General features: G+C 66.4%; 24 protein-coding genes and 1 tRNA gene. 16 read left to right on the top strand and 9 right to left on the bottom strand.

The genetic code is table 11. The features are described from left to right. Nucleotides 1-58 precede the first annotated feature (58 nt). Nucleotides 59-952, top strand: a complete 894-nt coding sequence (locus AC07VS_RS12240) for an alpha/beta fold hydrolase (RefSeq protein ID WP_494751059.1) — start codon at nt 59-61, stop codon at nt 950-952. A gap of 18 nt (nt 953-970) precedes the next feature. Here the strand turns inward: AC07VS_RS12240 and AC07VS_RS12235 are convergent, their stop codons facing one another. Then, nucleotides 971-1870 carry a LysR family transcriptional regulator gene (locus tag AC07VS_RS12235; RefSeq protein ID WP_492348794.1) on the bottom strand — a complete coding sequence of 300 codons (900 nt, stop codon included), beginning with the start codon at nt 1868-1870 and terminating at the stop codon, nt 971-973. Between the two features lie 117 nt (nt 1871-1987). Between AC07VS_RS12235 and AC07VS_RS12230 the strand changes: the two genes are divergently transcribed. Together AC07VS_RS12230 and AC07VS_RS12225 are read left to right on the top strand one after the other, a co-directional pair. Then, nucleotides 1988-2839: a DODA-type extradiol aromatic ring-opening family dioxygenase gene (locus AC07VS_RS12230; protein ID WP_492348795.1), complete on the top strand. Its 852-nt coding sequence runs from the start codon at nt 1988-1990 to the stop codon at nt 2837-2839. Next, on the top strand, nt 2832-3524 hold the full coding sequence (locus AC07VS_RS12225) for an alpha/beta hydrolase (RefSeq protein WP_492348796.1): 693 nt from the start codon (nt 2832-2834) through the stop codon (nt 3522-3524). Before AC07VS_RS12230 ends, AC07VS_RS12225 begins: the two co-directional genes overlap by 8 nt. On the opposite strand, the gene AC07VS_RS12220 is transcribed toward AC07VS_RS12225, so the two are convergent. The 6 genes from AC07VS_RS12220 to AC07VS_RS12195 form a co-directional block, all read right to left on the bottom strand. After that, on the bottom strand, nt 3508-4371 hold the full coding sequence (locus AC07VS_RS12220; protein WP_492348797.1) for a M90 family metallopeptidase: 864 nt from the start codon (nt 4369-4371) through the stop codon (nt 3508-3510). The two genes, AC07VS_RS12225 and AC07VS_RS12220, sit on opposite strands and share 17 nt — an antisense overlap. Continuing rightward, nucleotides 4368-5144, bottom strand: coding sequence for a UDP-2,3-diacylglucosamine diphosphatase (locus AC07VS_RS12215; RefSeq protein WP_492348798.1), 777 nt, complete (start codon nt 5142-5144; stop codon nt 4368-4370). The genes AC07VS_RS12220 and AC07VS_RS12215 overlap by 4 nt, the downstream gene beginning before the upstream one ends. Nucleotides 5145-5167: 23 nt before the next feature. After that, on the bottom strand, nt 5168-5674 hold the full coding sequence (locus AC07VS_RS12210) for a peptidylprolyl isomerase (protein ID WP_492348799.1): 507 nt from the start codon (nt 5672-5674) through the stop codon (nt 5168-5170). 34 nt (nt 5675-5708) lie between these two features. After that, nucleotides 5709-6236, bottom strand: coding sequence for a peptidylprolyl isomerase (locus AC07VS_RS12205; protein ID WP_492348841.1), 528 nt, complete (start codon nt 6234-6236; stop codon nt 5709-5711). 62 nt (nt 6237-6298) lie between these two features. Further along, nucleotides 6299-7564 carry a L,D-transpeptidase family protein gene (locus tag AC07VS_RS12200; RefSeq protein WP_494655461.1) on the bottom strand — a complete coding sequence of 422 codons (1266 nt, stop codon included), beginning with the start codon at nt 7562-7564 and terminating at the stop codon, nt 6299-6301. Between the two features lie 85 nt (nt 7565-7649). Continuing rightward, nucleotides 7650-8744: a tetratricopeptide repeat protein gene (locus AC07VS_RS12195; RefSeq protein WP_494751058.1), complete on the bottom strand. Its 1095-nt coding sequence runs from the start codon at nt 8742-8744 to the stop codon at nt 7650-7652. Between the two features lie 186 nt (nt 8745-8930). Here AC07VS_RS12195 and cysS point away from each other — a divergent pair, with 186 nt between their 5' ends. From cysS to AC07VS_RS12160, 7 genes are all read left to right on the top strand, one after another. Further along, nucleotides 8931-10313: a cysteine--tRNA ligase gene (gene cysS, locus AC07VS_RS12190; protein ID WP_494751057.1), complete on the top strand. Its 1383-nt coding sequence runs from the start codon at nt 8931-8933 to the stop codon at nt 10311-10313. A gap of 61 nt (nt 10314-10374) precedes the next feature. Continuing rightward, nucleotides 10375-11088, top strand: coding sequence for a DNA-3-methyladenine glycosylase family protein (locus AC07VS_RS12185; RefSeq protein WP_494751056.1), 714 nt, complete (start codon nt 10375-10377; stop codon nt 11086-11088). A 96-nt stretch (nt 11089-11184) separates the two neighbouring features. Continuing rightward, on the top strand, nt 11185-12162 hold the full coding sequence (locus tag AC07VS_RS12180) for an acetyl-CoA carboxylase carboxyltransferase subunit alpha (RefSeq protein ID WP_019574432.1): 978 nt from the start codon (nt 11185-11187) through the stop codon (nt 12160-12162). 72 nt (nt 12163-12234) lie between these two features. After that, entirely contained in the window at nt 12235-13182 is a 948-nt protein-coding gene (tilS, locus tag AC07VS_RS12175) for a tRNA lysidine(34) synthetase TilS (protein ID WP_494655464.1), read from the top strand. A gap of 100 nt (nt 13183-13282) precedes the next feature. Beyond that, nucleotides 13283-14551 carry an aspartate kinase gene (locus tag AC07VS_RS12170; RefSeq protein WP_031254750.1) on the top strand — a complete coding sequence of 423 codons (1269 nt, stop codon included), beginning with the start codon at nt 13283-13285 and terminating at the stop codon, nt 14549-14551. Nucleotides 14552-14588: 37 nt separating this feature from the next. Continuing rightward, nucleotides 14589-14681, top strand: a tRNA-Ser gene (locus AC07VS_RS12165). 591 nt (nt 14682-15272) lie between these two features. Continuing rightward, on the top strand, nt 15273-16424 hold the full coding sequence (locus tag AC07VS_RS12160; RefSeq protein ID WP_492348805.1) for a porin: 1152 nt from the start codon (nt 15273-15275) through the stop codon (nt 16422-16424). A gap of 111 nt (nt 16425-16535) precedes the next feature. Here the strand turns inward: AC07VS_RS12160 and AC07VS_RS12155 are convergent, their stop codons facing one another. Further along, the gene (locus AC07VS_RS12155; protein WP_494751055.1) at nt 16536-17480 is read right to left on the bottom strand and encodes a LysR family transcriptional regulator; all 945 of its coding nucleotides are present in this window, start codon (nt 17478-17480) and stop codon (nt 16536-16538) included. Between the two features lie 113 nt (nt 17481-17593). Between AC07VS_RS12155 and AC07VS_RS12150 the strand changes: the two genes are divergently transcribed. The 5 genes from AC07VS_RS12150 to AC07VS_RS12130 are packed head-to-tail and all read left to right on the top strand — an operon-like array spanning nt 17594 to nt 21267. Beyond that, nucleotides 17594-18430, top strand: a complete 837-nt coding sequence (locus AC07VS_RS12150; protein ID WP_492348807.1) for an intradiol ring-cleavage dioxygenase — start codon at nt 17594-17596, stop codon at nt 18428-18430. A 4-nt stretch (nt 18431-18434) separates the two neighbouring features. After that, nucleotides 18435-18734 (top strand): YciI family protein, encoded by a 300-nt coding sequence (locus AC07VS_RS12145; RefSeq protein ID WP_494751054.1) that lies wholly within the window; start codon nt 18435-18437, stop codon nt 18732-18734. After that, nucleotides 18731-19093 carry a Dabb family protein gene (locus AC07VS_RS12140; RefSeq protein ID WP_494751053.1) on the top strand — a complete coding sequence of 121 codons (363 nt, stop codon included), beginning with the start codon at nt 18731-18733 and terminating at the stop codon, nt 19091-19093. The genes AC07VS_RS12145 and AC07VS_RS12140 overlap by 4 nt, the downstream gene beginning before the upstream one ends. Next, a complete protein-coding gene (locus AC07VS_RS12135; protein ID WP_494751052.1) occupies nt 19090-20205 on the top strand; it encodes a maleylacetate reductase in 1116 nt (371 codons plus the stop codon). Before AC07VS_RS12140 ends, AC07VS_RS12135 begins: the two co-directional genes overlap by 4 nt. A 24-nt stretch (nt 20206-20229) precedes the next feature. Then, nucleotides 20230-21267 carry a Bug family tripartite tricarboxylate transporter substrate binding protein gene (locus AC07VS_RS12130; protein ID WP_492348811.1) on the top strand — a complete coding sequence of 346 codons (1038 nt, stop codon included), beginning with the start codon at nt 20230-20232 and terminating at the stop codon, nt 21265-21267. Nucleotides 21268-21318: 51 nt separating this feature from the next. On the opposite strand, the gene AC07VS_RS12125 is transcribed toward AC07VS_RS12130, so the two are convergent. Beyond that, entirely contained in the window at nt 21319-23235 is a 1917-nt protein-coding gene (locus tag AC07VS_RS12125; RefSeq protein WP_494751051.1) for an AI-2E family transporter, read from the bottom strand. A gap of 273 nt (nt 23236-23508) precedes the next feature. Here AC07VS_RS12125 and AC07VS_RS12120 point away from each other — a divergent pair, with 273 nt between their 5' ends. After that, on the top strand, nt 23509-24204 hold the full coding sequence (locus AC07VS_RS12120) for a substrate-binding domain-containing protein (protein ID WP_494751050.1): 696 nt from the start codon (nt 23509-23511) through the stop codon (nt 24202-24204). The last annotated feature ends 32 nt before the right edge of the window (nt 24205-24236 follow it).

Below are 24236 nucleotides of genomic sequence, written 5' to 3'. Positions count from 1 at the left end.
GATGAGAGGGGCCTGCACTTTATTGGCCGGCCCCTGAACCTGTTTTTGCGAGCCCCTGATGATGGATCAACTGTTCCCCAACGCTGCCAGCCCCGATCAACCCCTGCACGAGCTGGTGCGTCGCCTGGGGGCCCAGGCGCCGCGTTGCGTCACCCCCTGCGGCCAGGGGGAGCTGGTCTGGCATGTCTGGGGTGAACCCCGTGCGGGCGTGGCGCCCCTGGTGCTGTTCCACGGCGGCAGCGGCAGTTGGACCCACTTTGTGCGCAACATCGAGCCCCTGTTGCAAGAAGGGCGCGAGTTGTGGGTGCCGGACCTGCCGGGTTTTGGGGATTCCGCGGTGTCGCCGCTCGGCGGCGATGCCGACAGCATGGTCGAGCCGCTGTACCAGGGTTTGCGCACCTTGCTCGGCGATCGCGTCTGCGAACTGATCGGCTTCTCGTTTGGGGGCATGACGGCTGGCTTGCTGCTGGCCGCCCACCCGGACGCCGCCTCGCGTCTGGTGCTGGTGGGGGCGCCTGCGATGGGGGTGGTGCCGCAGCGCCAGTTCGAGCTCAAGGCCTGGCGGCACCTGCCCGACGTGGCGGCGCAGGCCGATATCCACCGCTACAACCTGGCCGCCTTGATGTTGCATGACACGGCCTTGATTGATGGCCTCGAGGGCCTCGCGCTGCAACTTCATGTGGCCAACGTGATGCGCGACCGCCTGCCACGCCGGCGCCTGGCGCACACCGACATCCTGGCGCGTTCACTGCCGGCCTTGAATTGCCCGGTGCACGCCATCTACGGCGCCCACGATGCGCTTTACAAAAGCTGGATCCACCAACTGGAGGCTGCTTTTGCAGCCTCTGCCCGTGATTTCAGGGGCATGACCCTGATCCCGGACGCGGGCCACTGGGTGCAGTTCGAGCGCCCCGAGGCCTTCCATGCGGCCTTGATGAACGCGCTGGCCTGACGGTGAGCCGGTTCAGGCTCAGGCCCAGCCGGGCTGCATGAAGGCCTGGGCCAGGAAATCAACCATGGCCCGCACCTTGCCTGACAGGTGCTTGCGGCTGGGGTACACGGCGTGAATGTCGAGCAGCGGGCGGTGGTAGTTCGGCAGCAGTTCGATCAGCTGGCCCTGGCGCACGTCCTCTCCGACCAGGAACGCGGGCTGCATGATCACGCCCTGATCCGCCAGCGCGGCTGCACGGCAGGTGTCACCGCTGTTGGCCCACAGGCGCGGGTGCACGGTCACTGACTCGGACTTGCCGTCGGCATTGTCAAAGGTCCAGGTGGCGCCCAGTGAGGAGTACGAGTAGGCAATCACACTGTGTTCGCTGAGGTCCTGCAGGTTCTGGATGGGGCTGTGGCGGGCCAGGTAGCCTGGCGAGGCACACAGCACCATGCGGTCGCTGGCCAGGCGCCTGGCCACCAGCGAGGTGGCCTGCAGGCGGCCGATGCGCACACCCAGGTCAAAGCCTTCCTCCACCAGGTCGACCACGCGGTCGCTCAGGGTGATGTCCAGCTCGATCTCGGGGTACAGCTTGAGGAACTCGCCCCACAGCGGCGCCAGGTGCAGGTTGCCGAAGCTCAGCGGTGCATTGATGCGCAGCTTGCCTGTGGGGCGTGCCGCGGTGGCGCTGGCTTCGGCATTGGCCTCGGCCAGGTCGTCCAGGATCTGCTTGCAGCGCTCGTGGTAGGCCGCCCCCGAGTCGGTGAGCGACAGCCTGCGGGTGGTGCGATTGAGCAGGCGTGTGCCCAGGCGGGCCTCCAGTTCCAGTACCAGGCGCGAGACCACAGCCTTGGACAGGTCCAGCCGGTCGGCGGCCTTGACGAAACTGCCGTGCTGCACGACGGCGTTGAAGGCTTCGATCTGACGGAGTTGATCCATGGTGGCTCTCTGGCGTGTGGGGAGGGATTGTCAATGGGGCCGCAACAATCAATTGTTGCGCTGCCGATTGGTCTGTGAATGGCCGACGCCTAAAGTAGTTCCCGGAGCGTTAACACCATGATCACTCAATTTGACAACACCGAAAAGCCAGTGGAAACATCCGATAGGCAGAGGCTGCCCGCCCTGTTTGTGTCCCACGGGGCCCCTTTGTTTGCCCTGGAGCCCGGTGACACCGGCCCGGCGCTGACCCGCCTGGGCGCTGAGTTGCGCCGCCGCCAGCCGGTGCGCGGGGTGGTGGTGTTGTCGCCGCACTGGATGTCCCAGGGGCTGCGGGTGATGACCGGCGGCCAGCCGGCCACCTGGCATGACTTTGGCGGTTTCCCGCGCCCGCTGTACGCGTTGCAGTACCCGGCGCCCGGCGACCCGGCCCTGGCTGAAGCGGTGCTGCAGCGGCTGCAGGCAGCCGGTCTGCCCGCCCAGGCCGATGCGCAGCGCCCCTTTGACCATGGGGCATGGGTGCCCTTGATGCATCTGTTTCCGCAGGCCGATGTGCCGGTGGTGCAACTGTCGTTGCCCGCCACGGCGGGGCCTGCGGAGGTGCTGGCCCTCGGGCAGGCCCTGGCCCCCTTGCGCGATGAAGGTGTGCTGCTGCTGGGCTCAGGCAGCATGACGCACAACCTGGCAGAGTTCTTTGGTGGCGAGCGCGAACCGGCCCCCTACGTCGGCGCGTTCTCGCGCTGGGTGGAGGCGGCCCTGGAGCGAGGCGACCTGCCGGCCTTGCTCGACTACCGGTGCCAGGCGCCCCATGCCCAGCGGGCCCATCCGACCGAAGACCACTTTCTGCCGTTGTTCTTTGCCCTGGGCGCCGGTGGCGCCGCGGCCAGCCGGCCCCACTATGTGAGCCGCGAGGTCATGCACAGCATGCTCGCCATGGACACCCTGACCCTGGAAGAATCCCCCCATGTCTGATACCTCTCCTTTGAACCCTTTGGCTTCCCTTCCTGATGACCTGGGCCTGCAGGCTGATTTTCGCCCCGCCGCGCCGGGCACCGAGCCGCCCTGGCTGCTGGTGCTGATGCATGGCGTGGGCAGCAACGAGCAGGACCTGATGGGCATTGCGCCCTGGGTGCCTGCGCGCTACCACCTGCTGAGCCTGCGTGCACCGCACCCCATGGGCCCGAATGCCTGGGCCTGGTTTCAGTTCGGGGTGGCCGCCGATGGCTCGCGCGTGATCAACACCGCCCAGGAGAAGCACAGCCGGGCTTTGATCGAGCAGGCCGTCAGCCGGGCGGCGACCCAGCTGGGCGTGCCCGCCTCGCGGGTGGTGGTGGGCGGCTTCAGCCAGGGCGGCATCATGGGGCTGAGCCTGTTGCTGACCCGGCCCCAGAGCCTGCGTGCGGCCCTGTCGCTGCACAGCCGCCTGTTGCCCGAGGTGCTGCCCGAGCAGGCCCCCGCCGAGGCCCTGCAGGGCCGCAGTCTGTGGGTCAGCCATGGCACCGAGGATGCGGTGTTGCCCGCGGTTCACAGTGAGCGCATCGTGGCCCATGCGGCCACCTTGCCCTTGCAGGTGCACAGCGCAGGGTTCCCGGGTGGCCACACGCTCGGCCGGCCCGAGCTGGACGAGTTGTCGCGCTGGCTCAGCGCGCTGGCCTGAAGAAAGCGTCGAACAGCGTGAGCAGGCTCGGAAAGTGCTGCCCGAACTCGGTCCGGTTCACAAAGTAGGCCTCGCAGGCCACGGCCAGGAACTCGTCGAGCGACTGGGCGCCGTAGGCGTCCAGCCAGGGCTCGGGCTGGCCGAAGCGCTCGGCCCGGATCACCTGCTCGCAAAAGCCCTCCCAGGCCGGCGTCAGCACGGCCAGCCAAGCCTGGCGAGCGGCGCGCCCGCCTCGCTGGCCCAGAAAGCCCGGTGGCAGCGGCGGGCAGGCGTCGGCTGCGCCGTCGCGCAAGTCCATCTTGTGGATGAACTCGTGGATCACCACGTTGTAGCCCTGGGCGGCTGAGTCACCCGCGGCGGCCACATCGGGCCAGGACAGCATCACCGGACCACCGGGCATGGCCTCGCCGGCCAATTCCTCCTGCCATTGGTGGACGATGCCGTCGTCGTCGGTGAAGTCGCGTCGCGCCAGGGCCAGGCCCGGGTGCAGCACGATGCCCACAAAATCGTCGTACCAGGCCAGGGCCCTCGGGTCGCCGGGGGCCTCCGCACCGGGCCCCAGATGCAGCAGGGGCAGGCAGGCCTGGGCGGCCACCGTCAGGGCCATGGCGTCGCTCACCGCCAGCCCGTGTGCGCCGTGGAACTCTTTGCGCGCCAGAAAGTGCCCGCACAAGCGGCGCAGGCCGGCCTGTTCATCGGGCGCCAAGGCGGCCAGAAAAGGGTGGGCGGCGAGCGTGGCCTGCCACAGGGCTTCGGGTACAGGGCGGGCTTGGGGCAGGACCCGGGCGCCCAGCCAATGGCGCAGCCACTGCCAAAGGCCGGTTGTGCGGGGCAGGGCGGTGTTCACGGTCGGGCGGGCGGGACGCGATGCAGGCTGTGGGCCTCCAGGCGCAGCACCTCGGCACGCGCCACGGGCGCGTGCAGGTCCCAGTCGCTGAGCACTTCGCGGCTCAGGCCCTGGCCCAGCAGGTGGCGGGCCGGGCGGTGGGTGTGCCCATGGATCATTGTGAGGCTGTTGGCGGCCTGCAGCCAGGCCCGGGTGGCGGCCGGGTCCAGGTCGGCATAGGTGTCGCCGCTGCGTTTGCGCGCTTCGCTCTGGGCGCGCAGCTGGCGCGCCAGCGCCAGGCGTTCGGGCAGGGGGCGGGCCAGAAAGGCCTGCTGCCAGGCGGGGCTGCGCACTTCGGCGCGAAAGCGCATGTAGTCGTGGTCGTCCAGGCACAGGGCGTCGCCATGGCTGAGCAGCCAGCGCCGGCCTTCAAACACCAGCACACAAGGGTCGGCCAGCAGGGTCATGCCGCAGGCCTGCGCAAATTGCGGGCCCAGCAGAAAGTCGCGGTTGCCGGCCATGAAAAACAGCGCCAGGCGCTGGCTGGCCGCATGCAAGACCTGCTGGCAGGCGGCCTCGAAACTGCCGGGCTGCACCGCGTCATCACCGACCCAGACCTCGAAGATGTCACCCAGCAGAAACACCGCATCGGCCGGCGTATGGAGCAGGTGCTGGCGCCAGGCGTCGAAGGTGGCGGGCTCGGCCTCGTGCAGGTGCAGGTCAGAAATGAAATCGACCGTGCGCCAGGCCGCCGCAGCCTCAAGCTCGGCGATCCGGGGCACGGTCGGGGGCATGGTGGGGGGGGCGCTGGCGACGCTTACAGCGCCACAGCCTTCTCGATCACCACGTCTTCCTTCGGCACGTCGTCATGGAAGCCCTTGCGGCCGGTCTTGACGGCCTTGATCTTGTCGACCACGTCGTTGCCCGACACCACCTTGCCGAACACGGCGTAGCCCCAGCCCGAGGCGGTGGGGGCGGTGTGGTTCAGGAAGCTGTTGTCAGCCACGTTGATGAAGAACTGGGCGGTGGCCGAGTGGGGGGCGTTGGTGCGCGCCATGGCCACGGTGTAGTTGTTGTTCTTCAGGCCGTTATTGGCTTCGTTGTCGATGGGGCCGTCGGTGGGCTTTTGCTCCATGCCGGGGGCAAAGCCGCCACCCTGGACCATGAAGCCCGGGATCACACGGTGGAAGATGGTCTTGTCGTAGTGGCCCTTCTTCACGTAGTTGAGGAAGTTTTCCACCGACTTGGGGGCTTTTTCGGCATCCAGTTCCAGCGTGATGACGCCGTAGTCCAGGATGTGCAGTTCGACTTGGGGGTTGCTCATGGGGTGTTTCCTCAGGGCGGGTCTGTGGGAGGGGTTACTTGATCTGGGTGGCCGAGTTGATGGTCACCGGGGTGGCCGGCACGTTCTGGTGCGGGCCCTTGTTGGTGGTGGGCACAAGCTTGATCTTGTCGACGACGTCCATGCCGCTGACCACCTTGCCAAACACCGTGTAGCCGTAGCCATCGGGGTTGGGGGCATTCAGCATGCGGTTGTCGACCACGTTGATGAAGAACTGCGCGGTGGCCGAGTTGGGGTTGGCCGTGCGCGCCATGGCAATGGTGCCACGGTCATTGGTCAGGCCGCCCGAGGTTTCGAGGGCGACCGGCGCGCGGGTGGGCTTCTGGGTCATGTCGGCCGTGAAGCCGCCGCCCTGGATCATGAAGCCGTCCATCACACGGTGGAACACCGTGCCGTCATAGTGCTTGTCTTTGACGTATTGCAGAAAGTTTTCGACCGTCTTGGGGGCCTTGGCGGGGTACAGCTCCAGCACGATGTCGCCCTGGCTGGTGCTCAGCTTGACCTGAGGGGCCGTCTGGGCCGCAGCCATGTTGCCCAGGCCCATCAGGCCGGCGGCCGTGATGGCCAGCAGCGCGCGACGGCTGCTCAGGATTGAGCTCACATTCATCATCCGATGACTCCTTCAAAAAAGATTTTCCATTGCTGCCCCTGGCGCAGCCAGTACTGGCGCTTGGTGCTGCCGCGGTTGGTGCCGGCGACGAGTTCGCCGAAGGTTACCACCATGGTTTCGGTGTTGTCCGTCCAGCGCAGCATGGACAGGTCCTTGACCTCGAAGCCCCGGCCGCCTGCTTTGCTGATTTCCTGCTGCAAGGACGGGGTCCAGTCGTTCAGGCTCTTGCCGTAGCTGTTGAAGTCGCTGGTGTAGTAGCCCAGCAGGCGCGGCACATCGCCGGCGTTCTTGGCCGCACGCCAGGCGTTGAAGGCGTCTTCAAAGCTGCGCCCGGCCTGGCGCGCCTGGGCCTGGGGCACCCAGTTCAGCGAGGTGGCGATCACCACCGGGGTGCTGCGCACTTCGACCGTGGACAGCAGGCGCTCCAGATCGGGGTTGGCCATCACCACGCAGCCGTCGGTCGACTGCGGGGGGCGGGCGAACTGGGTCGACGGCGTGCCATGCAGCCAGATGCCGCTGCCCGTCTTGCCCCGGCGCGCATCGTAGGGGTTGGGGTAGTTGATGGGCAGGGCGCCGGCGCCGTAGAAGTCTTTCAGGGTGCGCGGGTCGAGGTTGCTGGTGATGAAGTACACGCCCAGGGGGGTGCGCTGATCGCCTTCGCTGCCCTTGTCGACGCCCAGCTTGCCCACCGAGATGTAGTAATCGGCCACCAGTCGCAGGCCGCTGCCGTTGTTCTCGAACAGATACAGGCGGGCCCGCGAGGTGTCCACTGCGATGGCATGGCGGTGCCGGCTGGTCAGGGCCACGAACTGGTCCGGCACGGTCTGGGCCGGGGGGCGCTCGCTGAGGGCCTTCAGCCGCAACAAGGCTTCATCGCGCAGGTCTTTGAGCTGGGGGGCGGCGGCTCGGGCCACAGTGTCGGGCACATCGCCTGCGGTGCGCAACGGGCGGGTCTGGGCCGAAAGCAAGTCGCCATACACCAGTTGCGCCAGCTGAAAGCCGGGGTGGTCGCGCACCAGGCCTTCGGCCAGGCGCAGCGCGTCGCGGGTGCGGGCCGCGCCGATCAGGCGGTAGATCTCGATCAGCCGAGCCTCGGCCTGGCCGTCACGCAGCACGGCACTGGCTGGGGTGGGGGCAGGGCTGTGGTGGGGCTGGCGTTTGGCCGCGTGCGCAGCGGTGCCGCCCAACAAGCCGAAAGCCAGCAGCAGGCCAGCAGCGCCCGCGCGCTGCAGAAAACGGGAAGCAAAGGCGAATCGCATCATGGTCACAACCGTGGCGAGGCCGCCAAACCCGGTGCGCGCCACCCGCACAGGGCAGCGTTCGGGGTGGCGGTCCCGCCCGGGACGATCAGCCGCCGGTGGATTCGCGAACGATCAACCAGCGGTCGCCCGCCTTGACCAGGTCCAGCGTCTTGCGGCTGGAGACATTCAGCGTGTCAGCGCTGTAGTCCTGGCGGAAGCGTGCCGTGGCCTTGCTGCCGTTGACGTTGATGGCCAGGTCATGCAGTTTGACCGCGATGCGCGCCTTGCCCAGGATGCGCGAGCGGCGCTCGTCTTCCCAGGACTTGCGGTTCATCTTGCCGGGTGGGTCGAATTCCTTGCCGTAGGCGGCCAGGTAGGCCGACACGTCACGGGCCGACCACACGCTGGCCCAATGGCGCACGGCGGATTCCACATCCTTTTCAGGGCCGGCAACAGCCGCGGCGGCTGGTGCGGGTGCCGGAGCCGGAGCCGAGGCGGGGGCTGCGGCGGTGGCCGGTGCCGCCACAGGAGCGGGCGCAGGTGCCGGTGCCGGGGCCGGGGCTGGGCTGGGGGCCGGTGCGGGCGCCGGAGCAGGGGCCGCCTTCGGGGCTGCTGCCACAGGAGCGGGCGCCGGTGCCGGGGTGGGCGCTGGCTTGGCCGCTGCGCCGGGCTTGCCATTGGTGGTGAAAAGATCGCGGATCAGGGCCAGCTTGGGCTGGATCGCCGGGTTGGTGTTGTCCAGTTGCAAGGCCTTGCTGTAGGCCTGGCTGGCCAGCTTGGCGTAGACGTCGCCGAGGTTCTCGTGGGCGGTGGCGTAGCTGGGGTTGGTCCGGATGGCCATCTCGAGCGCAGTGCGGGCCTTGTCGTACTGGTTCTGGCTCGCATACAGCACCGCCAGGTTGTTGTAGGGCTCGGGCAGCTCCGGGTATTCCTGGGTCAGGGCCACAAAGGTGGCGATGGCGTCGTTGGGCTTGCCGGCTTCGGACTGGATCACGCCCTTGATGAAGCGCATCTGGGGGTCTTTGGGCTTGCCTGCCAGGTATTGGTCGGCCTTGCTCAGGGCTTCGGTCGTCTTGCCCTGACGCAGCAGCTGGGTGACATCACCGTAGTCGTCGGCGTGGACTCCGAACGAGGCCCCCATCAGGGCGGCCAGGGCCAACATGCGAAGGCGGGCGGGAACGGTGCAGCGAGCTTGGGTCATGGAGCCTCGTGGGGTTTGCGCGATGGCAAGCGCCAACCGGGGCGCTTATACTGGGGCGGATTGTAGCCGAGGGGTGGAGGTGCTTTGTACCCTCCACCGTGGCGCTGCAACACTCCCATCCTCCTGATTTTTCGAAGATTTCCGGCCGTCATCCGGCTGCGGAATCGCTGTCTGCCCAATTTATCCATGAGCCTGCGCATCTACAACACGCTGACGCGTGATCTGCAAGCGTTTTCCCCCATCGAGCCTGGCCATGTGCGCATGTACGTCTGCGGCATGACGGTGTACGACCTGTGTCATCTGGGCCATGCGCGTTCGATGGTGGCCTTTGACGTCGTGCAGCGCTGGTTGCGGGTTTCGGGCTTTTCGGTGACTTATGTGCGAAATATCACAGACATCGACGACAAGATCATCCGGCGCGCCGTTGAAAACGGCGAGTCCATCCGTTCGCTGACCGATCGCATGGTCGACGCGCTGCACCAGGACGCCGATGCCCTGGGCGTGCAGCGCCCCACCCACGAGCCTCGCGCCACCGACTTCGTGCCCCAGATGCTGAGCATGATCAGCACCCTGGAGCAAAAAGGTTTGGCCTATCGCGCCGCCAGCGGCGACGTGAACTACGCGGTGCGCAAGTTTCCCCATTACGGTCAGTTGAGCGGCAAGTCGCTGGACGAGCTTCGCTCGGGTGAGCGCGTGGCCGTGAACGACGGCAAGGACGATCCGCTCGACCCGGTGCTTTGGAAGAGCGCTAAGCCCACCGAGCCGGCCGACGCCAAGTGGGACAGCGAGTTCGGCCCGGGCCGCCCGGGCTGGCACATCGAATGCTCGGCCATGGCCTGCTCGCTGCTCGGCGAGACCCTGGACATCCACGGGGGCGGGGCGGATCTGCAGTTTCCGCACCACGAAACCGAGATCGCCCAGAGCGAAGGGGCCACTGGCCAGACCTTCGCCCGCACCTGGATGCACAACGGCTTCATCAATGTGGACAACGAAAAGATGTCCAAGAGCCTGGGCAACTTCTTCACCATCCGTGAAGTGCTCAAGGTGTTTGATGCCGAGACCATCCGCTTCTTCGTGGTGCGTGCCCATTACCGCAGCCCGCTGAACTACAGCGACGCCCATCTGCAGGATGCCCGCAATGCACTGCGCCGCCTGTACACCGCACTGGACGCGGTGCCGCCCGGCGAAGGGCTGGCCGAGATCGACTGGGCCACGCCCCATGCCGCCCGCTTCAAGGCCGTGATGGACGAAGACTTCGGCACCCCCGAGGCGGTGGCCGTGCTGTTTGATCTGGCAACCGAGGTGAACAAAACCCGCTCGCCCGAGTTGGCGGCCCAGCTCAAGGCCCTGGGGGCCTGCCTGGGCCTGCTGCAGGGTGAGCCCAAGGCCTTTTTGCAGGCGGGCTCCAGCCTTGATGAGACCGCCATCCAGGTGCTGATCGAGCAACGCGCCGAGGCCAAGAAAGCCAAGAACTTTGCCGAGGCCGATCGCATCCGCCAAGAGCTGCTGGCGCAGGGCATCGTGCTCAAGGATTCCGCTGCCGGCACCACCTGGGAGGCGGCCCAGTGACCCGTGCTTGTTCAGCCTTTTCCCCGGTTGCGCCGTGCCGTTTTGTGGCGGGGCCTGACGCATGATGGTGGCCAGCAAGAAGCCCGCGGCATTCGAGGCCGTGACGCTCGGCACCCCGGCCCCCAGCAGCCCGGCCGACGACCGGGCGGAAGAACTGCTCACGCCAGGCTACTGGCAGGACGCCTGCAAGCACCTGGTCAAGAAAGACCGGGTCATGAAGCGCCTGATCCCGCAGTTCGGCAACGCCTGCCTGCGGATCCGCGGCGATGCCTTCACCACCCTGGCCCGCTCGGTGGTGGGGCAGCAGATCTCGGTCAAATCGGCCCAGTCGGTGTGGCGCAAGTTTTCGGCTTTGCCAGAAAGCATGACGCCGGCCAATGTGCTCAAGCTCAAGGTGGACGACATGCGCGCGGCCGGCCTGAGCGCCCGCAAGGTGGAGTACCTGGTGGATCTGGCGCTCAATTTCGACACCGGCTCGGTGCACGTCAAGTCGTGGGAGTCGATGGACGACGAATCCATCATTGCCGAACTGGTGGCCATCCGCGGCATCGGCCGCTGGACCGCCGAGATGTTCTTGATCTTTCACCTCATGCGGCCCAATGTGCTGCCGCTGGATGACGTGGGTTTGATCAAGGGCATCAGCGACAACTATTTTTCGGGCGATCCTGTGAGTCGCAGCGATGCCCGTGAGGTGGCCGCCGCCTGGGAGCCTTACCGCAGCGTGGCGACTTGGTATATTTGGCGGTCGCTGGATCCCTTGCCGGTCGTCGGTTGACGATGCCTCGCACGGGTCTTGCGTGCTGCCTGAGGGCGGTGCGCCATGCTGGCCAGACCGAAGGGGTCGGCCGGCGGAAACAACAGGAGAATGACGTTGGCGAAAAAAACCTTTCTTGATTTCGAGCAGCCGATTGCCGAACTCGAAACCAAAATCGAAGAACTGCGCTACGTGCAAAACGAGTCTGCAGTCGACATCTCCGAAGAGATCGACCAGCTCAGCAAGAAGAGCCAGCAGCTCACCAAAGACATCTACAGCGACCTGTCGCCCTGGCAGATCACCAAGATCGCGCGCCACCCCGAACGCCCCTACACGCTCGACTACGTGCGTGAGCTGTTCACCGATTTCATCGAACTGCATGGCGATCGCCACTTTTCGGACGACCTGAGCATCGTCGGTGGTCTGGCCCGTTTCAATGGCCACGCCTGCATGGTGCTCGGCCAGCAAAAGGGCCGTGACACCAAGGAGCGCGCGCTGCGCAACTTCGGCATGAGCAAGCCCGAGGGCTACCGCAAGGCCTTGCGCCTGATGAAGACCGCCGAGAAGTTCAAGCTGCCGGTGTTCACCTTTGTCGACACCCCGGGCGCCTACCCCGGCATCGACGCCGAGGAACGCGGCCAATCCGAGGCCATCGGCCGCAACATCTTCGAGATGGCCCAACTTGAGGTGCCCATCATCACCACCATCATTGGTGAAGGTGGCTCGGGCGGCGCCCTGGCCATCTCGGTGGCCGATCAGGTGCTGATGCTGCAATACTCGGTGTACTCGGTGATCAGCCCCGAGGGCTGTGCCTCCATCCTCTGGAAGACCAGCGACCGCGCCCAGGATGCCGCCGATGCCCTGGGCATCACGGCGCACCGCCTGAAGGCCCTGGGCCTGGTCGACAAGATCGTCAACGAGCCCGTGGGTGGTGCCCACCGCGACCCCAAGCAGATGGCCGCCTTCCTCAAGCGCGCCCTCAACGATGCCTGGCGTCAGGTGGCCGACCTCAAGACCAAGGAACTGGTCGACCGTCGTTACGACCGTCTGCAAAGCTACGGCCGTTACACCGACACCAAGGCCGACAGCCGCTGACAGCCCCGGGCCTGGCGGCCCGCCGGCAGGTGCGCCTGAAGACCGCAGCGTGATCAACACCACGCACCTTTCATGAGCACCTCGTTCGACGCCGCTCTGGCGTCCTTCCAACCCCTCTTGCCCCTGGGCGTGGCCTACAGCGGCGGCGCTGATTCCAGCGCCTTGCTGCTGGCCTGTGCGCGGCGCTGGCCGGGCCAGGTGCACGCCCTGCACATCCACCACGGCCTGCAGGCCGCCGGCGATGCCTTCGAGGCCCATTGCCGGGCCACCTGCGAGCGTTTGCAACTGCCCCTGGTGGTGCGCCGCATCGATGCCCGCCATGCCCCTGGCCAAAGCCCCGAAGACGCGGCCCGCCGCGGGCGATACCAGGTCTTTGACGAGGTGCTGCAGCAAGAGTGGCGCGAGGCCGGCGTACGCACCGTGGCCCTGGCCCAGCACGCCGATGACCAGGTCGAGACCCTGCTGCTCGCGCTGTCGCGCGGCGCGGGTCTGCCGGGCCTGGCCGCCATGCCTGCCCGCTGGCAGCGCGGCGGCATCGACTTTGCGCGGCCTCTTCTGGGCGTGCCCGGCCAGGCCCTGCGTGACTGGCTGCAGGCCCAGGGCGAGGCCTGGGTGGACGACCCCAGCAATGCCGATCTGCGTTACACCCGCAACCGAATCCGGCACCAACTGCTGCCCGCCCTGGAGGCCGTGTTTCCGGCCTTTCGCGACACCTTCGCTCGCAGCGCAGCGCACGCCGCCCAGGCCCAGACCCTGTTGCAAGATCTGGCTCGCGACGACCTGCAACAGGTGGGCAACCCACCAGTCATTGCCGCGTTGCGCGCCCTGGCCCCCGAGCGCCAGGCCAACGTGCTGCGCCACTGGCTGCTGTCGGTGCATGGCACCACGCCCAGTGCCGCACAGCTCAAGGAACTGCTGCGCCAGCTGCAAAGCTGCACCACCCGCGGGCATCAGATCCGGCTCAAAGTAGGACTTGGTTACGTGCAGCGCAAGGGGGCGGTGCTCGGTTGGTACAATTAGCGGGTTTTGGTCCCCACTTTTTGCACGAAAACGGGCGGCGCACCAAAACGACTTTGCAACCTGCGCCGCTGATTTCCGAGTTTCGTACCCCGACACACCAATGGCATTGATCGTTCACAAATACGGCGGCACGTCGATGGGCTCGCCCGAGCGCATCCGCAACGTGGCCAAGCGCGTCGCCAAATGGGCTCGCGCAGGTCACCAGATGGTGGTGGTTCCGAGCGCCATGAGCGGCGAAACCAACCGCCTGCTGGGTCTGGCCAAGGAGCTGGCTCCGTCCAAGTCTTCGGCCGCCTACAACCGCGAGCTCGACATGCTGGCCGCCACCGGCGAGCAGGCTTCGTCGGCTCTGCTGGCCATCGCCTTGCAGGCTGAGGGCATGGAGTCGGTCAGCTACGCTGGCTGGCAGGTGCCCATCAAGACCAACAGCGCCTTCACCAAGGCCCGCATCGAATCCATCGATGACGACCGTGTGCGTGCCGACCTGGCCGCTGGCAAAGTGGTGGTCATCACCGGCTTCCAGGGCGTGGACGAAGAGGCCAACATCACCACCCTGGGCCGTGGCGGCAGCGACACCTCGGCCGTGGCCGTGGCCGCCGCCATGAAGGCCGCCGAGTGCCTGATCTACACCGACGTGGACGGCGTCTACACCACCGACCCACGCGTGGTGGCCGAAGCCCGCCGCCTGCAGACCGTGAGCTTTGAAGAAATGCTCGAAATGGCCTCGCTGGGCTCCAAGGTGCTGCAGATCCGCTCGGTCGAATTTGCGGGCAAATACAAGGTGCCGCTGCGCGTGCTGTCCAGCTTCACCCCGTGGGACATTGACATCAACGAAGAAGCCAAATCCGGCACGTTGATCACTTTTGAGGAAGACGAAAAAATGGAACAAGCCGTCGTATCCGGCATCGCGTTCAACCGTGACGAAGCCAAGGTTTCCGTGCTGGGCGTGCCCGACAAGCCCGGTATCGCGTACCACATCCTGGGTGCCGTGGCCGATGCCAACATCGAAGTCGACGTGATCATCCAGAACCTCAGCAAAGACGGCAAGACCGACTTCAGCTTCACCGTGCACCGCGGCGAGTACGCCCGCACCGTCGAACTGCTGAACACCAAGGTTCTGCCCAGCCTGGGCGCCGCCGAAGTGGTGGGCGACACCAAGATCTGCAAGGTCAGCATCGTCGGCATCGGCATGCGCAGCCATGTGGGCGTGGCCAGCAAGATGTTCCGAAGCCTGTCGGAAGAAGGCATCAACATCCAGATGATCTCCACCTCCGAAATCAAGACCTCGGTCGTGATCGACGAAAAGTACATGGAACTGGCCGTGCGCGCCCTGCACAAGGCATTCGATCTGGACCAGCCAGTTTCCTGAAACAGGCCAAAAACTAGGCTAGAATAGCGGAATTGCTGGAAACGTGACCGAGTGGCCGAAGGTGCTCCCCTGCTAAGGGAGTATGGGGTGTAGAGCCTCATCGAGGGTTCGAATCCCTCCGTTTCCGCCAGCAACTTTCAAGAACGGACCTTCGGGTCCGTTTTTCGTTGGTGCTGCGTTTTCTTCATCAGGCGCGGGTGGCTTGGTGCTCAAATCGGATGGATGGATGGATGGATGGTTTTGAGCGCCATCGCTTGCTTGGCGTGCTGCGCGTCAGGCATGTCATCGTTCAGGTCCACGTTGTCGCGGCATCAGAGGCAGGGCAACAATTTTTCCGGCCATCGCCGCCATCGCCAACAACGCCAACAACGCCGCGAATGCCGGCCTGCTCGCGTGCAATCCCGTTTTGAGCGGGTGTCGCAACCCGTGAGGCTCAGCCTGCCCCCAGCGTCGCAGGGCTTCTTCTGGGTTTGATAGGCACCGGCGCAGCTGCCTGATCTATTTCTATTTCAGAAATATTAAAAACGCGAATTCCATTTATTGTTGCGGTGATTGGCTGGTTTGTCATATTCAATCCGTGAAAACCCTGCACAGTCTGGGCTGCTGGTTGTCACAGCCCTGCCTGTCACGGGCAACAGGGTGTGGCTGGCAATTTCTCCGATCCATTCACTCCATCAATCAAGTCGCCTGCTCAAGGCGGGCGACGCTAGTAGGACACATGATGAAAAAGACCCTGATCGCACTGGCCGCCCTGGGGGCGCTCACTTCGGTGGCACAAGCCCAATCGAGCGTGGCCCTGTATGGTCTGCTGGACAGTGGCGTGCGCCATGACAGCGCTGCCCCCAAAAACAGTGCGGGCGCCACCGGCACTCAAAACATGTTCACCTCGGGCATCCTGAACACCTCGCGCTTCGGCTTCCGTGGCACGGAAGACCTGGGTGGCGGCATGAAGGCCAACTTCAACCTGGAGTCGGGTCTCAACGCCGGCACGGGCGCTGGCTCCAGCACCAGCAACATCTTTGACCGCCGTGCCATCGTGGGCATGGAGGACAGCTGGGGCCGTGTCGACATCGGCCGCAACACCACTTTTGCCTACGACCTGCAAGCGGGCTACGTGAACGACCCGCTGGGCCAAGAGCTGACCACCAACCGCCAGAACGCCGCAGTGTCGGCCACCTCGGTGAACCCGCTGGGCACCTTGGTGGGCTCGGGTCTGGACACCTCGCGCCGCGACAACATGGTCAAGTACCTGAGCCCCAAGCTGTCGGGCACCAACCTGGGCCTGGCCTACTCGTTCGGCAACGTGTCGGGCTCTACCGCGGCCAATTCGTCGGTGCAGTTCATGGCCAAGTACGATGTTCGCCCGCTGCAACTGGGCCTGTCGTATGACCGCCTGCGCGACACCGCCGGCCGCAAGCAGACCGTGCTGACCACGGGTGGCAATTACATCTTCGAAGGCTACAAGGTCACTGGCGGTTACACGCAGATGCAGGCCGATGCCGGCTTTGTGAACAGCAACACCTCGATCCTGACCAACTCGGGTTCCAGCACCTCGCTGTACAAGTTCCTGGCGGGCGCCTCGTCCAGCACCACCGGCCTGAAGGCTGCGGTGTTCGACCTGGGTGTGGGCTTCAATGCCACGCCGCTGACCCAGGTGGTGGTGGCTTACTACAACACCAAGTACAGCGCCGATGGTCTGTCGTCCAACCGTTACGACACCTTTGCCGCCCGTGCCCGCTACACCCTGAGCAAGCGCACCGATCTGTACGCCGCCATCGACTACACCAAGGCCAAGGGCCTGACCGCAGCCCAGACCGCCAGCGGTACCACCAGCAACACCGGCCTGTCGGTCGGTATCCAGCACCGCTTCTGATGCGGTGAACCGGGCGGGCGCTGCCACGCCGGCCCGGCTTTTCAGGTGATTTTTCATTGCGTTTCACCCGCCACGCCTGCCAGCGTGGCGGGTTTTTTCATGGGCGGTGGCTCATCGGCCCACCGTGCGCTGCAGCCCCATGAAACTGGTCCATTTGCGCTCGGCCTCATCGCGCTCGAATTCGGCCACCATGAAGTCGATGAAGGAGCGGACCTTGGCAGACAGGTGTCGCCGGTTGGGGTAGGCGATGTTGATCTGGATGCGGGGCAGGTCCCAGTCGTTGAGCAGCGGCACCAGCCGCCCGGCCACGATGTCGTCGTACACGATGTAGCTGGGCTGCACCAGAATGCCCAGGCCGCTGAGCGCGGCGGCACGCAGCACCTGGCCGTCATTGGATTCGAGCAGGCCCTGGATGGGCACCGTCTGGGTGTGCTCGCCCCGGCTCAGGCGCAACTCGTGGGCGTTGTTGGCATGCACATAGATCAGAAAGTCGTGGCCTGCCAGCGCTTCGGGCGTCTGGGGCTGGCCGCGCTCGGCCAGGTAGGCGGCCGAGGCGCAGAGCACCCGACGGGTGGAGCCCAGGCGTCGGATCGTGATGCTGCTGTCGGGTTCGAACTCACGGTTGCGAATGGCCACGTCGATGCCGTTGTCGATCATGTCCAGGTATCGGTTGGCCGTCTCGATGTGGATGCGCACCTGGGGATAGAGCTGGTGATAGCGCACCAGCCGCGGCGCAATCTGCTGCATCGAGAACGACAGCGAGGCGCTGATGCGCAGCACGCCAGAGGGCTTCAAGGTGCTGGAGTGGACGGCCGCTTCGGCTTCTTGCAACTCAGCCAGCAGGCCCCGGGCGCGCTCGTAAAAATCCTGCCCCTCGCTGGTCAGGTACAGGCGCCGCGTGTTGCGCTCGACCAGGCGGGCGCTGAGTCGGGCCTCCAGTGAGGCCAGGTAGCGGCTGGCGGCTGGGTTCGACAGGCCCAAGGCCTCGGCCGCGCCGCCCAGGCTGCCCAGTTCGGCCACTTTGACAAACAGTTCCAGCTCGGTGAGGCGATCCATATTTCCATTTTATGGAAATATGATTTCCTTTGAATGCTGTTTTATTCTTTCCAATGAAATTCTAAAGTGTCGTCCAGGGCCCGAGCAGAGGCCTCAAACCCAGGAGACACGGCATGCGCAACCTCAATCAAGACAACATCACCCAGGCGGTCATCGCCAGCTTTGGCGACACCCGCGACCCCAGGCTCAAAGAGATCGTGATCAGCCTGGTGCAGCACCTGCATGCCTTTGCCCGCGAGGTGAAACTGACCGAGGCCGAGTGGTTTGCCGGCATCGAGTTCCTGACCCGCTGCGGCCACATCACCGACGAGCGCCGGCAAGAGTTCATCTTGCTGTCCGATGTGCTGGGCCTGTCGATGCTGACCGTGGCCATGAACCAGGACAAGCCCCATGGCTGCACCGAGGCCACGGTCTTCGGGCCCTTCCATGTCAAGAACGCCCCTCACTACGAGCTGGGGGCTGACATCTCCAACGGCGCCAAGGGCACGCCCTGCCTGGTGCGTGGTCGCGTGCTCGACACCCGGGGCCAAGCGATTGCCGGGGCGCATCTGGATGTCTGGCAATCGGACGAGGACGGCCTGTATGACGTGCAGCATGAGGGCCTGACCCAGGCGCAGGCGCGCGGCACCTTGAACGCCGACGCCCAGGGCCGCTACCACTTTCGCTCGATCGTGGCCGTGCCCTACGCCATTCCGCACGATGGGCCGGTGGGGGCCCTGCTGGAGGCCACCGGCCGCCATCCGTGGCGGCCTGCCCACCTGCACTTCAAGATCGACGCGCCGGGCTACCAGAGCCTGATCACCCATGTGTTCCGGGACCAGAGCGACTACCTCGATTCGGACGCGGTGTTCGGCGTGCGCCAGTCGCTGGTGTGTGACTGGGTGCCTCAGCCCGACGGTACTTACCTGCTGGAGTACGACTTCGTGCTCAACCCGGCTTCGGTGGCGTAACACCATGCTGTACGCCTTTCACCTCATCGACCGGCCCGGGTCGGCCGCGCTGCGCCTGCAAATGCGCCCCGAGCACAAAGCCTGTCTGGCCCTGCTTCAAGAGCGCATCGCCTTTGCCGGCCCCCTGCTGCAAGACGACGGCCAGACCATGATCGGCAGCCTGCTGGTCATCGACTTCCCGAGCCGCGCGGCGGCCGAGGCCTGGCTGGCTCATGAGCCGTTTCACCGCTCAGGCCTGTACGGCAGTGTGCAGATCCACGCCTTCAGCAACCTTTGGCCGCAGCGGATCGGATTCGCACCATGAACTCAGGCTCATCTGTTCGCCACATCGTGATGTGGAACATCGCCGGGGCCACACCGGCAGAAAAACGCGCCAACATCGACCGCCTGCGCCGGGGCTTCGAGCGGCTCAGGGGCCGCATCCCCGGCCTGTTGCACCTGGACATCGGGGTCGACTGCAGCGGGGTCGACTACGCCTGCGATGTGGTGCTCTACAGCGAGTTTGCATCGCAAGCGGCCCTGGACGCCTACGCCATTCACCCCGAACACCTGCAACTGAAGGCCGCGCTGGGCGGCATGCGCACGGCGCGCCATCAGGTGGACTACGCCTGGGCCCCTTTGCCCGGGCCCAGCCCGATCGAACGACAGGAGCCCGGCACATGAAACATTTCATCTACCAGGCCCAATCACCGCGCGTCGTGTTCGGTGCCGGTTCACTCCAGCACCTGGAGCGCGAAATCGACCAACTGGGGGCCCGCCGGGCCCTGGTCTTGAGCACCCCGCAGCAGGCCGCAGCGGCCCAGGCCGTGGTCGATCGCCTGGGCCACCGTGCGGTGGGCCTGTACGCCCAGGCCGTGATGCACGTACCCATCGAAACTGCCCGCGCGGCCCGCGCCGAGGCGGCCCGTTTGCAGGCCGATTGCGCCATTGCGCTGGGCGGTGGCTCGACCATCGGGCTGGGCAAGGCCGTCGCCCTGGAGTCGGGGCTGCCGATCGTGGCCATCCCCACCACCTATGCCGGCAGCGAGATGACCCCGATCTATGGCATCACCGAGGCCGGGCTCAAAAAAACGGGGCGCGACCCCCGTGTCTTGCCACGCACCGTGATCTACGACCCCGAACTGAGCAGCACCCTGCCCGTGGCCCTCAGCGCCACCAGCGGCATGAACGCGATGGCTCACGCGGTCGAGGGCCTGTACGCCAGCGACAGCAACCCCATCCTGGACCTGATGGCCGAGGAGGGCATCCGCGCCCTGGCCGCAGCCCTGCCGCAGATACGGCAGCAATCCGCCCCATCCGCCCAATCCGCCCAACAGATGGCCTCGACCCCGCTGGGCGAAGCCCGAGCCCAGGCCCTGTACGGCGCCTGGTTGTGTGGCAGCGTGCTGGGGCAGGTCAGCATGGCCTTGCACCACAAGTTGTGCCACACCCTGGGCGGCACCTACAACCTGCCCCATGCCGAAACCCACACCGTGGTGCTGCCCCATGCGCTGGCCTTCAACCTGCCGCAGGTGCCCCTGGCTGCCCAACGCATCGCCCGGGCCTTGGGCCTGCCCCATGCGGGGCTGGCTGCCGCGGGCCTGTATGACCTGGCCCGTTCGCTGGGCACGCCCCTGGGCCTGCGTGAGCTGGGTCTGCAGGAGCGCGACCTGGACCGGGTCTGCGAACTGGCTCTGACCCAGCAATACCCCAATCCGCGGCCCCTCGAAAAGAACGCCCTGCGCCAGCTTTTGCAGATGGCCTACGAAGGCATCCGGCCAGGCGCCGCGGACTGACCCCCACAACAACCAGGAGACAACATGAAACCCCAAGCCACCGCCCCCCGATCCAGCCCCAGGCTGGCCCAGCACCTTTCCCACCACCTTTCCTACCGCTTTCCCCGCCGGCTTTGCCACCTGGCGCTGCTCAGCCTGGCCGTGGCGGCCAGCGGCCAGGGCATCGCCCAGGACAAGTACCCCAGCAAGGTGATCAAGGTGATCGTGCCGTTCCCGGCCGGAACCGCCCCCGATGTGATGGCCCGGTTCTGGGGCGAGCGGCTGGGCAAGGCCCTGGGGCAGGGCGTGATCGTCGACAACAAGCCCGGTGCCAGCACCATTGTGGGCACCCAGCAGTTTGTGGCGTCACCCCCCGACGGCTACACCTTTCTGTACACCGCCAGCGGCACGGTGGCCATCAACCCCTACGTCTACAAAAAGCTGCCCTACCAGACCAGCGATCTGGTGCCCGTGATCCAGACCCTGTCGATCCCGCTGGTGATCAGCGTGGCGGCCAGTTCGCCCTACAAGACCCTGGGCGACCTGATCAAGGACGCCAAGGAGCACCCCAACCAGATCAGCTACGCCTCGTACGGCGTGGCCACGGCGCCCCATGTGTCGATGGCCTACTTTGCCAATAGCGCCAACATCACGCTGAACCATGTGCCCTACAAGGACGGTGGCCTCAACGACATCGTGGGCGGGCAGGTGGGCACGGCGTTCAGCCCGATCGCCGACGTGTTGCAGTTCATCCGCACCGGCCGTGTTCGCGCGTTGGCCGTGTCCAGCCAGCAGCGCCTGGAATCCCTGCCCCAGGTGCCCACCGTGGCCGAGACCTTCCCGGGCTTCCAGGGCGACTCCTGGCACGGCGTGTTTGCCTTGAAGGGCACGCCGCAGTCTGTCATCGATCAGGTGTCGTCGATCTCCCAGAAGATCGTGGCCTCGGACGAGTACCGCAAATACCTGGCCAGCATGGGCCTGGTGCCCATCGGTGGCAGCCCCGAGACCTTTGCCACCGTGTTGCAGGCCGACAGCAAACGCTGGATGGCCGTGGTCAAGAACAACAACATCAGCCTGGATTGAGTCCCGGGCCTGACCGGCAGGACCGGCTGCCCGAACACGCCCAGGGCCCCCTCAGCCCTTGGCCGCTGAGCCCCGCTGGGCCTGGTCTGCCTCCAGTGCGCAACTCACCGCGTCGCGGAACGAGTCCACCACCATCACGCCCGGGGGCGCCGGGCTGTGGGTGGGCTGGCCGGTCACCCAGGCGGGCAACTGCACCTGGATCAGGCTGGCATGCGGCAGGTCTTGCTGCATCTGCAGCACCAGGGTCTGGGTGGCGGCCTCGGATTCGCCGCCCTGGATGAAGACCCGGGCCACGCTGTCGATTCGGGCCTCGGGCGGGGCGGCGTCGGTGTCGGTCACCGACACATGGCGGGCATCGAGGCCGGCGTCGCGCAGCGCGCGGGTCAGCAGTTCGGTCATCAGCTCGTCGCCGATGCTGCCCTGGCCGATGCACAGGTTCAGCGAGCCGGTGGGCACGCTCAGCGGGCCTTGCCAGCGGCCCATCTCGGCCTCGCGCTGGCGGCGCAGGGCCACGCCGGGGCTGCTGAGGTCGAGCACGGTGTGGGCGTCGCCAAGCGGGCGTCGGCGCCGGGGTTTGCCGTCCAGCGCACCGATCACATCCACCACCACCTGTTGCATGCGCTGGGCCTGCTCGGGCGTGATCAGGCCCAGTTCGTGGTCGCGTGCGGCCAGTTGCAGGGCCGGCAGCAGGATGTTGTCGCAGTAGCTGGCAAAGCTCTTTTTCTTCAGGTAGGCGCGGGCCTGGGCGATCAGGTCGTGCGCGTCGCCCGACAGGGTGCGCTGGTAAAAGCGCTGCGGGCGGGTGAGCGACGGCCCGTCGCCCAGCAGGATGTCGAGAAACTTCAGCGACGGCACGTAGCGCCCGGCCACCAGCAGGCACAGGGTCAGCGGGGTGGCCAGCAGCAGGCCCACGGGGCCCCACAAGGCGCTCCAGAAGATGGCGGCAATCACCACCGACAGCGGCGACAGGCCGGTGCTGTGCCCATACAGCAGGGGCTCGACCACCTGCGCCGCCAACACCTCGATCACCAGAAAAAGGGCCAGCGTCAGCAGCATCAGCGTCCAGCCGGGCTCGACGGCTGCGCCCAGCAGCACCGCGGGCACGGCCGCGATCAACACCCCGATGTAGGGCACGAAGCGCATCAGTGCGGTCAGCACGCCCCACAGCATGGCATGCGGCAGATCGATGGCCCACAAGCCCAGCCACACCGCGGCCCCCACGCCGAAGTTGACCGCAAACTGCGACACGAAATAGCGCGACAGGCGCTCGCCCACATCGTTGAGCACCTCGGTGCTGGCGCGCAGGTCGTGCCCGCCGATCAGGCGCAGCAGGCGGTCGCGCAGCGATTCGTGCTCGAGCAGCGTGAACAGCATCACGATCAGCACGATGCCGGCGGTGGCCAGCGGCTCCCACAGCGAGCCGGCCAGGTGGGACAGCACGCTGAGCGAGGTGGGCGGCGGCGGGTAGACCTCCACCTGCACGCGTTCGCCGTTGGCATTGGCCTTGAGCCGGCTGGCGGCGCTGCGGGCGGGGGCCGGGCGCTCGGGCTCGCTGAAGTGCTTGAACAGGCGCCCGGCCGTGCCTTGCAGCGAGTCCATGCGGTCGACCGTCAGCTCTTTCACGGTGACCACCTTGGCGCGTATCGACGATTCGTACTGCGGCAGGCTGGCGGTCATGTCCACCAGTTGCAGGCCCAGCATCACGGTCAGGGCGGCCATGCCGGCACACAGGCTGCCCACAGCGGTCAGCACCGCCGGTGTGGCGGGCAGGCCGAGGCGCCGGAAGCGCCTCACCAAGGGGGCGATCAACAGGCTCAGCATGGCCGCCAGGGCCACCGGGACCAGCACCTCGCGCGCCAGGTACAACAGGCCCAGCACGATGGCGCAGGCCACCAGCGGGCTGGTGCTCAGCCCGTGGCGCAGGCGCTCGGCGGTCGGGTGAGGATGGGGGTCAACTGGGGGCGTCACGGTGTTCGATCAGATGGGCGATTTTGGTGGATGGGCGGTATCCGAGGGATGGCGGATCATAGCGAGCCACTGTGCGTCAGGTCGGGGGGCGAGGGGGCTCTCGCCCGCCTTGCTTGCCAGCCATGCCCGGCTGGAATACCAGCTAGTGCGCCACCCCACTGGGCTGCAGCACGGCCAAGCAAGGACAATGCCCTGCCTGGGTCAGGCTGCTTGCTCAGCCTTGCCCCCGGTTTCTTCGATGATTTTTTCGCAACACCACAAGAGCGCTGACGCATGAGCACACCCATCACCGGCATTTCCTCCATGGCCACCCGCCTGCTTCTGGCCGATCTGGCGGCCGCCTACCAGCAACAGTTCCAGGTGCCGGTGCAGTTCGAATCGCTGGGCGGTGTCGAGGCGGCCAAGAAGGTGCAGCAAGGCGAGGCGGTCGACCTGGTGGTGTTGGCCAGCGATGCCATCGACAAACTGATGGCCGGGGGCTTTCTGCTGCCGGCCAGCCGGCGTGACCTGGTGCGGTCTTCTGTGGCGATCGCCGTGCAGGCGAGGGCCGCTCTGCCCGATGTGAGCAGCGAAGCCGCCCTGCGCGCCAGCGTGCTGGCGGCCCGCAGCATCGGTTACTCCACCGGCCCCAGCGGCACGGCCTTGCTCAAGCTGTTCGAGCGCTGGGGCCTGGGCGACACCCTGAAAGACCGCCTGGTGCAGGCTCGCCCTGGCGTGCCGGTGGGCAGCCTGGTGGCCCAGGGCGAGGTGGCGCTGGGCTTTCAGCAGCTCAGCGAACTCAAAGACCTGCCCGGCATCACCTTGCTGGGCGGCATGCCCCCGGGGCTGGAGATCGTCACCACCTTCACCGGCGCGGTGCGCGCGGGGGCGGCGCAGGCCGCGGCGGCCCAGGCCGTGCTCGACTTCATGAGTGCACCGGCCCAGACCGCGCTCAAAGAGCGCCATGGCATGGAGGCTGCGCAGGCCTGATGCTGAACGAGCAGGTCAGGCCGTTCAGGTGG

The sequence above is a fragment of the Curvibacter sp. GW821-FHT01G03 genome, from assembly GCF_059422285.1.
The sequence above is the reverse complement of the archived record's forward strand: the minus strand, read 5'-3'. Positions and strand labels throughout refer to the sequence as shown.